The sequence below is a fragment of the Thermomonospora umbrina genome (assembly GCF_003386555.1).
GTDB classification, from domain to species: Bacteria; Actinomycetota; Actinomycetes; order Streptosporangiales; family Streptosporangiaceae; genus Thermomonospora; species Thermomonospora umbrina.
Genome location: NZ_QTTT01000001.1, coordinates 2,355,522 through 2,369,878, shown reverse-complemented (window position 1 = coordinate 2,369,878; position 14,357 = coordinate 2,355,522). Strand labels below are relative to the sequence as shown.

The 14,357-nt window shown below is 70.3% G+C and carries 12 protein-coding genes and 1 pseudogene; 7 read left to right on the top strand and 6 right to left on the bottom strand.

Annotated features, from left to right (window positions below):
• Positions 1-34 precede the first annotated feature (34 nt).
• On the bottom strand, positions 35-3,775 hold the full coding sequence (locus tag DFJ69_RS10425; RefSeq protein ID WP_116022290.1) for an RCC1 domain-containing protein: 3,741 nt from the start codon (positions 3,773-3,775) through the stop codon (positions 35-37).
• Between the two features lie 252 nt (positions 3,776-4,027).
• Positions 4,028-4,618, bottom strand: coding sequence for a helix-turn-helix domain-containing protein (locus tag DFJ69_RS10420; RefSeq protein WP_116022289.1), 591 nt, complete (start codon positions 4,616-4,618; stop codon positions 4,028-4,030).
• An 87-nt stretch (positions 4,619-4,705) separates the two neighbouring features.
• Between DFJ69_RS10420 and DFJ69_RS10415 the strand changes: the two genes are divergently transcribed.
• Positions 4,706-5,332 (top strand): SAM-dependent methyltransferase, encoded by a 627-nt coding sequence (locus DFJ69_RS10415; protein WP_116022288.1) that lies wholly within the window; start codon positions 4,706-4,708, stop codon positions 5,330-5,332.
• Between the two features lie 27 nt (positions 5,333-5,359).
• Positions 5,360-5,854, top strand: a complete 495-nt coding sequence (locus DFJ69_RS10410) for a DinB family protein (protein ID WP_116022287.1) — start codon at positions 5,360-5,362, stop codon at positions 5,852-5,854.
• Positions 5,855-6,026: 172 nt separating this feature from the next.
• On the opposite strand, the gene DFJ69_RS10400 is transcribed toward DFJ69_RS10410, so the two are convergent.
• Positions 6,027-6,797 (bottom strand): hypothetical protein, encoded by a 771-nt coding sequence (locus DFJ69_RS10400; protein WP_116022286.1) that lies wholly within the window; start codon positions 6,795-6,797, stop codon positions 6,027-6,029.
• An 88-nt stretch (positions 6,798-6,885) separates the two neighbouring features.
• Entirely contained in the window at positions 6,886-8,070 is a 1,185-nt protein-coding gene (locus DFJ69_RS10395) for a hypothetical protein (protein ID WP_147312266.1), read from the bottom strand.
• Between the two features lie 966 nt (positions 8,071-9,036).
• Between DFJ69_RS10395 and DFJ69_RS10390 the strand changes: the two genes are divergently transcribed.
• Both DFJ69_RS10390 and DFJ69_RS10385 read left to right on the top strand, forming a co-directional pair.
• Complete coding sequence (locus DFJ69_RS10390) at positions 9,037-10,098, top strand: hypothetical protein (RefSeq protein WP_116022284.1); 1,062 nt, start codon at positions 9,037-9,039, stop codon at positions 10,096-10,098.
• A gap of 431 nt (positions 10,099-10,529) precedes the next feature.
• The gene (locus DFJ69_RS10385; RefSeq protein ID WP_245974232.1) at positions 10,530-10,868 is read left to right on the top strand and encodes a VOC family protein; all 339 of its coding nucleotides are present in this window, start codon (positions 10,530-10,532) and stop codon (positions 10,866-10,868) included.
• A 66-nt stretch (positions 10,869-10,934) separates the two neighbouring features.
• Here DFJ69_RS10385 and DFJ69_RS10380 read toward each other — a convergent pair.
• Positions 10,935-11,414, bottom strand: a pseudogene (locus tag DFJ69_RS10380) (transposase); the annotation flags it as partial.
• Between the two features lie 18 nt (positions 11,415-11,432).
• Between DFJ69_RS10380 and DFJ69_RS36460 the strand changes: the two are divergent.
• The gene (locus tag DFJ69_RS36460; RefSeq protein ID WP_425453322.1) at positions 11,433-11,594 is read left to right on the top strand and encodes a hypothetical protein; all 162 of its coding nucleotides are present in this window, start codon (positions 11,433-11,435) and stop codon (positions 11,592-11,594) included.
• A gap of 51 nt (positions 11,595-11,645) precedes the next feature.
• Here DFJ69_RS36460 and DFJ69_RS10375 read toward each other — a convergent pair whose 3' ends face one another.
• A complete protein-coding gene (locus tag DFJ69_RS10375; protein ID WP_147312265.1) occupies positions 11,646-12,824 on the bottom strand; it encodes a helix-turn-helix transcriptional regulator in 1,179 nt (392 codons plus the stop codon).
• Between the two features lie 155 nt (positions 12,825-12,979).
• On the opposite strand from DFJ69_RS10375, the gene DFJ69_RS10370 reads away from it, so the two are divergent.
• Positions 12,980-13,582, top strand: coding sequence for a dihydrofolate reductase family protein (locus DFJ69_RS10370; RefSeq protein WP_116022282.1), 603 nt, complete (start codon positions 12,980-12,982; stop codon positions 13,580-13,582).
• A gap of 25 nt (positions 13,583-13,607) precedes the next feature.
• Positions 13,608-14,174 (top strand): dihydrofolate reductase family protein, encoded by a 567-nt coding sequence (locus tag DFJ69_RS10365; protein ID WP_245974231.1) that lies wholly within the window; start codon positions 13,608-13,610, stop codon positions 14,172-14,174.
• The last annotated feature ends 183 nt before the right edge of the window (positions 14,175-14,357 follow it).

The following is a 14,357-nucleotide window of genomic DNA, read 5'->3' as shown; positions in this document are numbered from 1 at the left end:
GATGGCGGCCGGCCTCTTGTGGCGGAGAGCAGGGTCAGGGCGTCCAGTCGACCTGTACCGGTGAGTTGGTGTCGGTCGTGGTGCCGTCGCCGAGTTGACCGACGGCGTTCTCGCCCCAGGCCCAGAGCACGCCGTTCCCGTAGAACGCCGCGCTGTGCCAGGCGCCCGCCGTCGCGGCGGTGGCCCCCGCGAGCCAGCTCACGAGGACCGGGGTGGTCCGGTCGGTGAGGGTGCCGTCACCGAGCTGACCGTGGCTGTTCGTTCCCCACGCCCGGACCTCGCCGTCCGCCTCGGTCGCCAGGCTGTGCGCGGCCCCGGCGTCCACGGTGGTCACCGACGACGGTCCGGTGACGGTCACCGGGGTGTTCCGCTGGGTCGTGGTGCCGTCGCCGAGCTGGCCGTTGGCGTTGTCGCCCCAGGCCCGTACGGTGCCGTCCGCCTTGACCGCCAGCGCGTGGCCGATCCCACCGGAGATCGCGCCTGCCCAGGTCGACAGTCCGGTCAGCCCGGAGACGGCGACCGGGGACGTCCGGTCGATCGTGGTGCCGTCCCCGAGTTGGCCGCTGCCGTTGTCGCCCCACGCGCGCGCCGTTCCGTCGCTCTTGACCGCCAGCGAGAACGACAGGCCCGCGGACACGCTCGTCGCCCCGCTCAGGCCGCCGACCTGGACCGGAGTGGACCTGTTGGTGGTGGTGCCGTCGCCGAGCTGGCCGCTGCCGTTCGCGCCCCAGGCCCAGACCGTGCCGTCCTGCTTGAGGGCGAGCGAGAAGTCGAAGCCCGCCGCGACGGCGCGGACCCCGGTGAGCCCGCTCACCTGGACCGGGGTGGACCGGTCGGTGGTCGTGCCGTCGCCGAGCTGGCCCCGGTCGTTGCCGCCCCAGGCCCAGACGGTGCCGTCACCCCTGACCGCGAGCGAGTGGGTGTCCCCGCCCGCCACGGTGCCGGGTGCCCGACGGACGCCGGTCAGCGCCGAGACCGGCACGGGGCTGGTGCTGTCGGCGGTGGAGCCGTTGCCGAGCTGCCCGTGCGCGTTGGCGCCCCACGCCCGTACGGAACCGTCGGGCCGCACCGCGATCGTGTGGTTGGAGCCCGCCGTGACGCCGCCGCGCAGGTAGTCGATCGCGGCCCTCAGGTTGCTCAGCGGACCGATGTGCCGGGGGTCGCCCGCAGGCTGGGGCGTTCCGGTCACCTTGAGGATGTGCCGGACGAGCGCCGGCGCCAAGGGCGCCCCGGAGTGCTCGGCGGCCCCCTGGAGCGCGGCCACGACGCCGGCGGTGACGGCGCCCGCGCTGGACGTGCCGCCGAAGTCGTGCATGTACATCTTGTTGGGGTCGGTCTCCGACGGGGTCAGCCCCTGCCGCCCCGGGACGCCGAGGGTCGCGACACAGTTGCCGTACCCCTGGACGTCCACCCGCGACCCGTAGACCGAGCCCCAGCCGGGGACGTTGATGGCGGTGCGCGCGGGCGGGCGGTTGGAGCCGTAGCAGTTGCTCCCGCCCGGGCTGGGCGCCTCTCCCGCGCCGACCATGATGGCGCCGGAGTTCGGTCGGTCCATGACGTGGCGGGCGTTCGCGTCGTTCGGGTCGTCCAGGTCGTTGCCGCCGTTGCCCGCCGGCTCGACCACCGTGACACCCGCCGCCGTGGCCAGCACGATCTGGTCGTAATAGTACGAGTCGTGCTCGGCCGGATAGTGCTTGTCGCCGGTGGAGAGGGCGAACTCGAACAGCAGCACGTCGCCCGCGCCCATCTGGCCGACGGCCTCCTCCACGTAGTCCTTGGGCGTCAGGAACAGCCTCGCCTGCGGCGCGATGCCGGCGATGCCCAGGCCGTTGTCGTCCTGCGCGCCGATGACGCCCGCCACGGCGGTGCCGTGATAGCCGTCGGACTGGCTGTAGCAGGGCGTCCCCGCCAGGTCAGGGACGTTGTCCGGAACGCCACCGGGCGCGGGCCGGTTGGCGAACTCCTCGTGGCAGATGTTCCAGGTGTTCTTCAGCACCATCGGGACGCCCGGGGTGTCCCAGTCGGTGTTGCTGCCGTTGCCGAGCTGACCCTCGTCGTTGTCGCCCCACGTCAGGATGCCGTCGAAGAGCCTGCCCGCGACGGTGTGCCGGGCGCCGGCCGCGATGTTGCTGTAGTAGCCGGCGGCGGGCAGCGCCGTCGGGACGTTGACGGAGGTGGTGCCGTCGATGCCGAGCTGCCCCTGGCTGTTCAGGCCCCAGGACCAGCCCTGCCAGCCCCCGCCGCCGTTCGGGTCGTAGTGCTGGGCCAGGCTGTGGAACGCCCCGGCCGCGACGCTGTGGACCGTCCCGGGGACGGACACCGCGACGGGCGTGAGGCGATCGGTGGCGGTCCCGTCACCGATCTGGCCCGAGGCGTTCAGGCCCCAGCCCCGGACGGTCTTGTCCGAGAGCCGCACCAGCGTGTGCCCGAAACCGGCGCTGATCTGCGTCGCGGTGGTGAGACCCTGCACCGCGACCGGGCTCGGGCGGTCCGTGGTGGTTCCATCGCCGAGCTGGCCGTAGCCGTTGTTGCCCCATGCCCGTACGGTGCCGTTCGCGAGCACCGCCATTGAGTGCGTGTACCCGCCGGCGATGGCCCCGGTGGCGGTGGAGACGCCGGTCAGGCCCGAGACCGTGACCGGGCTGAGGCGGTCGGTGGTGGTGCCGTCGCCGAGCTGGCCCTGCCCGTTGTCGCCCCACGCCTTGACCGTGCCGTCCGCGAGCACGGCCAGCGCATGGTCGCCGCCCGCCGCGACGCTCTTGGCGGTGGTGATGCCGGGGACCTGCACGGGAGTGGTGCTGTCCGTCGTGGTGCCGATGCCGAGCTGGCCTTGGGCGTTGTCGCCCCAGGTCCAGACGGTGCCGTCGTCCTTGACCGCGATGGTGAAGTGACCGGCGGCCGACAGCGCCTTGACGCCGGTCAGGGCGATCTTCATGGGCACCTTGCTGTCGGTGGTGGTGCCGATGCCGAGCTGACCTTGGGCGTTGTCGCCCCAGGCCCACACCTCCGTGCCGTCGTGGTCGACCACCACGGAGTGGCCTTCGCCCGCCGCGACCGAGCCGAGCTCGTACCCGGCCCCGATGCCGCTGGTGACCTCCAGGTCCGTGACGGTGATGCCGGCGCCCTTGCCCCCGGGCACCGAGTTGGCCGCGTCGGCGTCCACTCCGTCCCCGGCGCTCGCGCCGACCGCGTTGCGGTACCTCTGTTCGGGCCGGTACGGCTCGGCGACCGGCACCATGGTCGGCTTGGCGTAGGCGATCTCCACCGAGGGCAGGCCGTTCAGATCGCGCAGCAGCGCCTCGATGCCCTGGGAGACGAACACGGTGTGCCAGGCGTTCAGATCGGGCAGCCGACGGCCCGATCGCTTCTCCAGCCCGGTGCGCTGCCGGTCGATCGCCGACGCCGAACGTCGGGACGCGCGCTGCAGCACCGCACCGGGATGCCTGGCGAGCACCTTCTCGAGCGCCTGTGCGTCCGCGTCGTTCCCCGCCGAGACCTTGCGGCCGGTCACGCGGATCGACCGACCGGCCTTGAATTTGACGCGGATCTCGTTCCTGGAGAAGCCCTGGGGCAGCGGTCCGTGCGTGCCGGGAGCGGTGGTCTTGTCGATGCCGTGGTCGAAGGCGGGCGCGGGCGCCGCCGGCGTTGCCGCCGCGAGGCCGGGCGCCACGGCGAACTGGGCGAATCCGGCGGCCAACGCGAGCGCCACGGCCGCCGTGGGCCGCCGCCATCGGCGGGTCGGGGCCGCGCGAAGTGGGGGGATCTGGGGGGACATGAGCAGGCCGGCTCCTTTGCGAGAGTCGGCCCCGGGCCCACGAAGGGAGCGCGCCCGGGGCCCGGGAACCCCCACAACGTAAGAAGATCACCGACTCACGCCCTGCGGAGCGGAGGACGCGGAACACTCATCTGAGTGAGTGATATCGCTCCAAGCTCGAACGATCCAAACCCGTTCTTGTCCGGAATCGGACAACCCGAGGTCCCAACGATCAGCGTGGCCGCGCGAACGGGCGGTCTCTCACCGCGTTCATCATCGGTCTCCGCCGTGAGACGACCGGCGCACATGCGTCCGCACGCCTTGCAGGCCGAACAGGATGAGAAGCTCGACCACGCCGCCGTCGGCGCTGCCCAGCCAGTGCGGCACGGACGTGTCGAACTCGGCCGCCTCACCGGCCGGCAACGTCAGGTCGCGTTCGCCGAGCACGAGCCGCAGGCGACCGTTGAGCACGTACAGCCATTCGAAGCCCTCGTGGGTCTGCGGGGTCGGCTCGAGCGGTTCCGGCCGGGCGGGGATGATCATCTTGAACGCATGCGTGCCGCCCGGCCGGCGGGACAGCGGCACGAAGGTCATCCCGAACCGCCGGATCGGCTTGAGGTGGATCCGGGGGTCGCCGGTGCGCGGCGCGCCGACGAGATCGTCCAGCGGAACGTCGTAGGCGCGGGCCAGCGGCAACAGCAACTCCAGGGTCGCCCTTCGCTGCCCGCTCTCCAGCCGGGACAGCGTGCTCTCCGACACCCCGATCATCGCCGCGAGGTCGGCGAGGGTGATGCCGCGGTCACGACGCAGCGCACGAAGCCGCGGCCCCACCGCTTCGAGCACGTCGTCCGTCTTGCGATCCACGGGGGCATCTTGCCAGAACCGCAAGATTTCGTGCCAGATCAGGGCGTGCCCGGCGAGACTGGCCGCGTCCCGACCGAAGGAGCCCCGATGAACACCACCGATGCGGTCACGTTCTGGGACGGCGTCCACGCGTCCCGGTCGGCGGCCGTCGACCCGCGGCCGAACGCCCGCCTCACCGAGACGGTGACGAGCCTGCCGCCCGGCCGCGCGTTGGACCTCGGCTGCGGCGCCGGCGGCGACGCGCTGTGGCTCGCCGGCCGGGGCTGGCACGTCACCGCCGCCGACATCTCCGCCGTGGCGGTCGAACGGCTCGCCGCCCTCGCCCGCTCACACGGCCTGGGCGATCGCGTCGTCGCCGTGCGGCACGACCTGCGCGCGGCCTTTCCCGAGGGTGGATTCGACCTGATCAGCGCCCACTATCTGCACACCCCGTTCGACCTGGACAGGGCAACCGTCCTGCGCTCCGCCGCCCACGCACTGCGCCCGGGCGGGCGGCTGCTGGTCGTCGACCACGGCTCGACCGCACCGTGGTCGTGGAACCAGGACCCCGACGTCCGGTACCCGAGCCCGCACGAGGTCGCCGCGGGTATGGACCTGGACGCGGCGACCTGGACGGTCGAGCGGGCCGACGCACCCCGCCGGATCGCGACCGGCCCCGACGGGCGCACCGCCGAGGTCATCGACCACGTCCTCCTCGTCCGCCGCACCGCCTGACACCGCTCCCGATGACAGGAGACCACCATGGCCGGCACCACACGCCGCCGCCGCGACACCCCGCCGCCCCGGACCGGCGGGAACGAGACCGAGACCCTGCGCGGCTTCCTCGACTACCTCCGGGCCTCGATCGCCGCGAAGGTCGACGGAGCACCCGAACCGCAGGTGCGAACGGCCGCGGTCCCGTCGGGCACGAACCTGCTCGGCCTGCTCAACCATCTGACCTTCGTCGAACGCTCCACGTTCCTCGGGGACGAGGTCACCGACTGGCAGGCGACGTTCCAGGCCGCACCGGAGGACGGCGTCGCCGACGTCGTCGCCCGCTACCGAGAGACGGTCGACCGCGCGAACGAGCTGCTCGACGGGTGCACCGACCTCGGCGCCCCGATCCCGCGACCGCGACCGGGACGCCCCGCACCGAGCATCCGCTGGGCGCTCACCCACATGATCGAGGAGACCGGCCGCCACGCCGGCCACGCGGACATCCTCCGCGAACTCATCGACGGCACGACAGGGCGCTGACCCCGTGGCGTCCGGAACACGCGTGGGGGGATGGGGGCCGGCGCGCGATCATCGCGTAGGACCGGGGCGGCTTGTCAGCGCCCGGGGGCTGGGAACGCCTGCCGAGCGCCCGAACGCGCGCCACGAGCTCGGGATGGGCGAACGGTTTCGGCGATGGCGCCGTTCGATGGGGTTATTTGGGATCGCACATGCCCATGGGCCTGGGAGTCATCTGTGGGTCTCGGGCGGGTTCCGCGCAGTACGCGCGCAGGTCTGTTCGTTCCCAGACGTTCTTTCCCGGATCGCGCAGGTGGTGCACCGCCGAGTATTCAGATGTCTCGGGGAGCCGGGCCGTCGTCCTGAACGGTACGCCGCCCGTGCGGGTGACAAGGGTGGTATGAGGTTTGCCATGCGCGGTGTAGTCCACCGCTACGCGCCATTCACAGGAACGCCGGGTCGTTTTGACGGATAGCACGAAGGATTCCACCTCTCCCTTGGAGAGGGTGACCTTGCGGGCCGTGGGGCCGATGAAGTAAGGGTCCAGCATCTTCCCGTTCTTGCTCACGGCTCGAAAGGTGCGCCGATCCCCGTCGAGGTCCAGGCCGAGCACGACCTTCGGAGCCGGGCCACCGTGAAAACGTGCGACGAGGTCTCCTCCGATCGGGTCACCACATCGGTCGACGACGGGGCGAATATCGCGGATGACGACCGTCCGCGCCGATCGTCCGGTGAGGATGATCTCATAGTGGGACTCTCCCACATCGGCCGCGTTGGCGATCATGGCGGCGTTCACCTCAGGCGTTGCGGGAATGACCCGCCATTGGTGAGTGGGAGCCTCGGTGACGATTCCCACCTGGATCGCCGGGCCTTGGGCCCGGTCGAAGAATCCTCCGATGTACTCGCCGGCCACGCCCTGGATCTGAACGCCGAGAGCCGCCACGAACAGCAGGAGGAACCAACTCACGGGCTGCCGCGACCACGAACGGATGCGCGCACGCGGGGTGGGCCGAGGATGTACGCGAACGGGCCTGTGCCGGGGATCCCTCAGCGGCCTACTCAACGGCGGTCTCCCTTGGTGGACCGTTTCGATATGTGACCATCATGGCGCCGGCGACGAGACAACCGATGACGAGACCGGCCTGGCCCGCATCGCCCGTCTCCTCGAACAGGCGGTAGGAGGGTGATGGGTTCGCCAGCACGACGCCTCCCTCCGGCGCGGGTGGCACGGCGGCCACGAGCAGCGCGTGAAGGGCGCCGGCCACCGTGCTCGCCACCACGCTCGCTCCGCAGACCATCACGAAGATCGCGGCGAGATGACCACTCCGGCGCACCGTGCGCAGCACGACCCGACACAGGGCCACGAAGACCGGCAGGAACATCAGCGCTTCGGAGTTCTCGTACGCCCAGATGGTCCACGTCTCGTCCGGGAAAGGACTCAGCCGCATGACGGGAAGAGGGAACCAGTCCGGATCGAGCCTGGGCTCGGGAGTGGCCGCCGCCCGATCGATCGGGTCATCGTCATGCCCGACCCAGTTCCGGGGAACGCTCAGCCTCCATTGTCCCGCGACGACGAAGACGGCGGTGGCGGTGAACGACCCGACCCAGAGCATGCGCCGCACGGTCGGATCGGCGATTCCCGCCGCTCGCAGCCCCCGTTCCTGACGCGCCCAGGTCTCGTCGAAGGTGACACCCGTTCTGCGGGCCGGATCGGCGGGCACCTCCATGTGGGCGAGCTCCTTGACGAAGTGCCTGATCCGCCATCCCCAGAAACCGACCATGGTCACCGAACAATACGACCAGGCCACGAAGAGCACGAATGCGCCGCCCTGTCGGGACGACACTCGGTCTTCGTAGAGCACGAGCCTGACCAGGTCCGTCACGACCTCGGACGCGACCGCGGCGAATCCGACGGCGATCCATCCGGACAGCAGTGCCGCACCCTGCGTGACGAACGCCACGGATATCGAGATCAAATAGAGACTCGCCGCGGTGATGGCGAGGAAACCGATCCCCTTGGTCAGATCGGCTTCCCATCGGCTGTCGCCGGGCAGGAAGGTGGGCTCTCGAGCGAGGAAGTACAACGCACGCCGGAACCAGCCGGGCCAGTTCTGCGGGGGAAACGGGGTTCCGAACTCCGTGCGAAGAACATGCGCGGGGATGAAGAAGGTCATGACCATCGAGATGACGCTCAGCCCGGCCGCCCCCGCAGCCAGGAGCGCACTCCATGACCTGGGCATGCGCCGCATCATAGCCCGGCTAAAGCAACCTCGATCCACTCGACATCGTCGACGATCTGGAAAGGGACGCCCGAAACGCACATTGCCGGCGGCCCCTAAGCGGGATCCGTCGGGCCGTCCCCGCGCCATTGCCGCCCGTCCGGGCGGAATGACGTCAGGGGCGGAGTCGGGTCGCGAGGATTCCGGCTGTGGTGCCGCAACACGGGTACTTGGTGACCTGGTGGTAGGAGAAGGCTCCGACCGCACCGGGTGAGGTCAGCCTGGACATCGGCGAAGCGTCGGCAGATGCCCCCCGCGCGGAATGGCGATGAAGTCGCCCGGCCGGCGATGTTGATCCACGTTGCGACGCCCGGCACGGTCGCCTTGCCCTGCACGATCGCGGGGGTGCGCCGAGTTGCGTGGCCCAGGCCAGGACGAGGCGTTCGGCGTGCGGACCGAGAGACCCGATGCCGTCGCCTTGGGCGACACGGTCGTTGAGTCGATGTGCGTGGTACGCGACGTTCACGGCGACCGCGTCGTCCTGCTCGTTCAGGCACAGGCCACGCCGCACCGCAGGCTCCTCCTGGCCTCGCCGGACGGAGTTCCTCCGTGCGCCCGGTAGAGAGCGTCGGCCATCGCCGGCCCGCCCGTGCCGACCGCGGTGTTCTGGGCCTTGGCCAGCCGGATCACAGGTCCTCCCGCCGAACCCGCTCGGTGCCTGGACGCACCCATCGCAGAACCCTCACGAGTACGGGCGGCCGGGACGCGTGGAGCGGCCGTGGGCGACGTGGAAGTGGTCTTCGGGCTCTAACGCAGCACGTGGATCCCGCGTGCTTCGTAACGTTTCGCGTGTTCGGCCGCCGGACGGCCCCAAGGCCGGCTCGGTCACGTGGCCATGACGACCACGATCCGAATTCCGAGGGACTGATCCATCGAGTCGCTATGCTGTCCCGGCCCCGAATGGCAATCGACACAAAATGGGATGAAGTGAACACGAAGCTTCGCAGGAGCGCCGTCGGCGTCATGGTCGCGGTCTCGGTCGTTTCGATGGCGGCGCCGGCCGAGGCCGCCCCAGGCTGGCGGATCACCGCCACGCCGGACAGGAACGCCGGGCTGCGCGGCCTGGCGGTCACCGGTCCCAACAGCGCGTGGGCGGCCGGTTACCAGTCCGTCAACAGCGAGGCCGTGCCCGTCGTGCGGCGCTGGAACGGCAAGACGTGGCAGCGGATGCCGCTTCCGGCCTCGGTCAAGGGCGCCTATCTCCACAGCGTGAGCGCCACTTCCAACACCAACGTCTGGATCAGCGGATCGAACGGCCGCCGCAAGCAATACTGGATGCGCTGGAACGGCAAGCGCTGGGCGGTCGTCACCGGGGAACTGCCCGAGGAGAGCTGGCCGCACTCGCCGAGACTGCTCGCGGTCGGCGCCGGTGACGTCTGGTCGTTCGGTCGCGCCGGTGCCGGGCCCATCGGCCCCGACGTGCGGCACTACAACGGCCGCCGATGGAGGAGGGTCAAGGCCCCGGGGCTCATCGTCCGCGCCGACGCCGTCTCCGGCAAGGACGTCTGGGCGACCGGATGGACCCCCGGCGAGCGTGGCCCCATCCCCACCGTGATGCGCTGGAACGGCACGTCGTGGAGGAAGCAGGCCCAGCCCCTGGGCGTCCGCGCCACCGGCACCGTCGCAGGGGGCGTACTGGCGCTCGGGTCCAAGAACGTGTGGGTGGCCGGCGCCGACTCCACCGGGCGCGGCCTGCTGCTGCGCTGGAACGGCAAGACCTGGTCCAAGAGGCCGGCCCCGATCAAGGGCACCCTGTCCGAGCTGGTCGACGACGGAAACGGCGGGCTGTGGATGCTCGCTGGGCGGCGCCTGGTGCACTACAAGGCGGGCAAGTGGACGACCAGGGCCGTTCCGGGCAGGACCGGCCTCCAGACGGAGATCGGTGTGCTGGCCCGCGTCCCGAAGACCACCTCCATCTGGGCCGTCGGTGCCCTGGTGGACAAGAAATCGATCGACAAGAGCAGCGTCGTGCTCAAGTACGGCAAGTAGACGCCGACCATGCCGGGGCCGGCGCGGGAAGCGACCCCCGCCGGCCCTGAAACCGCATTTGGGCGAGCTGCAACTAGGCGAGCTGACCTTTGCACGTGCGCGAAATGGTCGTCTGGATCGTTCACGACCACCGCCAACAAGCGCGACCGATCCGGCAGCCGACGCTGAACCGGATCCGAGCGACACCGTGCAGCGCGCTGAACACCGCGTTGCGGGACGGCCTCATCGCCGAGAACCGCGCTAGGGCGTGTATCGAAAGCGCCGGTCACAGCCACCCGTTGCTCTGAGGCAGGGGTAAAACCGCTATCTCTGCGGTGGATGTGGCGAGTACGGTGCGGCTATGGGCCCGGTGATCGCGTGCAGCGGCGGCTCACGGAGACGGATGCGCGGACGCGAAGGAGCGAATGGTGCCAGGTGCTGAACTGCGAGGGGTGACACTGGACTGTGGCGACCCGCAGACGCTGGCGGGCTTCTACGGTGCATTGACCGGGATGCGCGAGCTCTTCAGTACGGGGGAGTTCGTCGCTCTGACGGACGGCTCCGGCTGTGATCTGGGATTCCAGCGGGTTGACGGATACCGGGCTCCGCAGTGGCCGGGTCAGGACGTGCCACAGCAGTTCCACCTGGATTTCCGCGCTGACGACCTCGATGCGGTGGAAGAGCTGGCGCTGAAACTCGGCGCGGTCAAACCGGACCATCAGCCCGGCGACGGACGCTGGCGGGTACTCCTGGATCCGGCCGGCCACCCCTTCTGCCTGACGTCTTCCTGACATCACCGGCGTTGACGGGTATCCCCCGTCAGACGCCGTAGCGCTCAGGATTGGGCGAGCCGTTCATCAGCCGCCGGCCGCCTCGGAGAGGCCATGGCGTCGCATGTGCTGGTCACAGCCACTCGTTGATGGCCGGTTGCCTCGTGTCGGCCCGCGAGTTCGTCGTACCTCGTGGCCACGGAGGCGATTGATGCCGCACTCGATCGCGTTCCGAGCCTTGTGGACCTCCGGGTCGAACTTCGGTGGACGGCCGCCGCGGGAGCCAAGTCTCCTTCGGTTGCGGGCCTGGTCGGCCTTGTCCGGGATGGTGCACTGGATGCCGCGCCTGCGCAGGTAGGAGCGATTCTTGCGGGATGCGTACGCCTTGTCGGCGCGTACTCGGTTCGACGTGGTGCGCACTCCGCCCAGCCCCAGGCGACGCACGCGGATCTTCTTCAGTACGGGTTCGAACCGCGGGGAGTCGCCACGCTGCCCGGCCGTGATCACGATCGACATTGGTTTCTGGCCCTGCCTGACGGCCGGGTGCAGCTTGGTGGTCAGGCCGCCACGCGAGCGTCCGAGCCCGTGGTCGTCAGGCTCGGTGGCGACGCCACCGGGCGGTTCGACCTGCGGGTCCCCTTCCGCGCCCCGGCGGCGTGCCGGCGGGCCCGGCAGACGGTGGAGTCGCCGTTGATGTCCCAGGTGATCAGATGCTTCGCGCCCGCCTGGGCCTGCAGCTCGGCGTAGATCCGCTGCCAGGTGCCGTCCTGGTGGAACCGGCAGAGTCAGTCTTGTCCTTCAGAGGGTCTTCAGGGGTGGCGCGGTTCTCGACGTCAAGGAGACGGCGTGATGATCGAGGAACAGTCGGGCGATCAGGTCGCCGCGTGAACCGGTGCCGGACTTGGCGAAGATCGATTTCAGGTGGTCCTGCACGGTGTACGACGACACGTGCAGCCGGGCGGCGATCTGCTTGGTCGACAGGCCCTGAGCCACCAGTTCGGTGACCCGGCGCTCGCTGTCGGTGAAGCCGTAGGCGTCGACCATCAGGGGTGCCATCTCGGCGGGGCGAGTGGCCTCCAGCATCACCGCGACCTGCGGTTCCGGACCGTCGTTCAGCAGCGAACCTCGGACGATCAGCCACCGGCCGGCCTGGGTGCGTGCTCGGGCCCTGGCCGGCGCAGGTGCCGTCCTCGGTGCCGAGCCGGACAGGGAACGGGCCTGACGGGCGACCGAGGAGATCACCAGCGGCAGCCGAGCGCCCGCTCGGTCACTGGTGCCCAGCTCGTCCAGCAGGCGTTCCGCCGCCCTGTTGGACATGCGCACGCCGTCATCGGCGTCGAGGACCAGCAGACCGACGTCGTCATCACCGGCCTGGGCGTCGCCGAGCAGCATTGATCGCCGCAGGCCATCGGCGATCAGTCCGGCGATCGACGCTGCGAACTCGACCTCCGCCGAGGAGAAGTACGGGCGCCCCGCCTCCCGGAACACGGTCAACTGCCCCCAGGTCCCCGTGCTGCCGGCGAGCACCACCCGCAACTCGTCGGAGAATCCGCCGGGGCGGCGGATCTCGCGCTGACGCGGACTTCGGTCGAGATCACCGGCGGTGGCCTCGCTCAGGCTGCCGGCCGGGCGGTCGGCATGGGCGAGCCGTGCCCACGTGTTGAAGTCCGGCTCACGCACCTCGATCTCCACGAGCCGGAGCAGCTCGTCCGCGGGCAGGCCGTTCTCCACGAACTCCGCGGTCGGGAGCATCGTCGCCGGGTCGGTCGTCATCAGGCAGGTGCCCTCGGCGGGCACGGCCCGGCCCAAGGCCTCGCCGACGGCCCGCGAGAAATCCGGCACGGGCGACCCTCGGTGAACCAGCCTGACGATCTCGTCGCGGGCGCGCGCGTACGCCGCCATCACGTTGCCCATGATCGGGATTTTAGGGCGATCGACGGCGTGACCCCAGAAATCTGGGATACCTACCGGCTCCACGATCTCGCATGCTGGGCGGACACATCAGTCTCCGCCCGGGCAGCCCGGGCCGCCCATTCGGAGCCGTACGTCATGATCACCGTCAACACCGCCGGCGCCTGGGTCGCAGACCCCGTCATCGCCATCGAGATCGAGTTCACGAAAGGACCGGACGCATGAGGAGGACCGTTCTGTACATGTCGATGTCGGTGGACGGGTTCATCGCCGGGCCGAACGTGACGGCGGGCAACGGGCTCGGTGACCGAGGGCATCGGCTGCATGAGTGGTTTCTGCCGGACGCCGACCCCGAGCGCAGGACGGACACCGGCCACCTGGCGGGTGTGAACCGTGACGTCATGGACGAAGCCATGGCCACCGGGGCGGTCGTCGTCGGCCGACGGACGTTCGAGCTCGCCGACGGCTGGGGCGGGGACCACCACGATGGCGTGCCGATCTTCGTCCTGAGCCGCCATCGGCCCGATCCCGAGCTGCAATGGCCCGGGGTGACCTACGTGAGCGACGTAACGACCGCGATGAACATGGCCAAGGCCGCGGCCGGCGACAGGAACGTACTGGTCCACGGAGCCCGCACCGCTCGGCTGGCACTCGCCGCCGGCGTCCTGGACGAACTGCAGATTCACCTGATCCCGGTCCTCCTGGGACAGGGTGAACGGCTCTTCGAGGGCATGCCGCCCGACCACATCGAACTCGAACCGCTCCGTGCCGTGGAGGGGCCGGGTGTGGTGCACCTGCGCTACCGCGTGAGGACGGCGGGCTGAGACGATGGCGATCATCCGGCTTTACATGACCATGTCCCTGGACGGTTACGTCACCGGGCCGCAGGACGACAAGGCGACGCCGATGGGCATCGGCGGGTTCCGCCTTTTCAACTGGCTCGACCGGCGGGGCGAGCCGGGACCCAGCGGACAGGTGTACGCCGAGGTGCTGGCCACCCGCGCCGTCATCGCCGGCCGCCGCACCTATGAACACGCCGACCGCTGGCAGGGCGACCATCACCACGGCGTACCCGTCTTCGTCCTGACCCACGACGTCCCGAACGACCCCCCGCCGGGCAGCGTTCGCTACGTCACCGACGTACGCGAGTGCGCCTCACAGGCCCGCGCGGCGGCCCGGGACGGCGATGTGATGGTGCACGGTGCCGGGGCGGCGCAGGCCCTGTTGCGGGCCGGCCAGCTCGACGAACTGGAACTGCACGTCGTACCGGTCCTGCTCGGACAGGGGCGACGCCTGTTCGACAACCTGCCGGCCGAGCACATCGATCTCGAACCGGTCCGCCTGTTGACCACTCCGCGGAGCGAGGAATCCGCGCATCACGTCACACACCTGCGCTACCGCATCCGCCGCCCCTGATCCTTGGAAGCGCTCCCAGCCGAAGAGCCCGTGGCGAAGAACGGACGGTCTTTCCCGGATCGCGCACCGCCCGCCACCGCGACAGGGCCCGTCACCCGCAGTGCCTTGATCAGCGGCAGGCCACCCGCATGTGGCGATCCCCGGACACCACGGTCGTGGCCTGACGGCCGGTGGTCTTCGCTT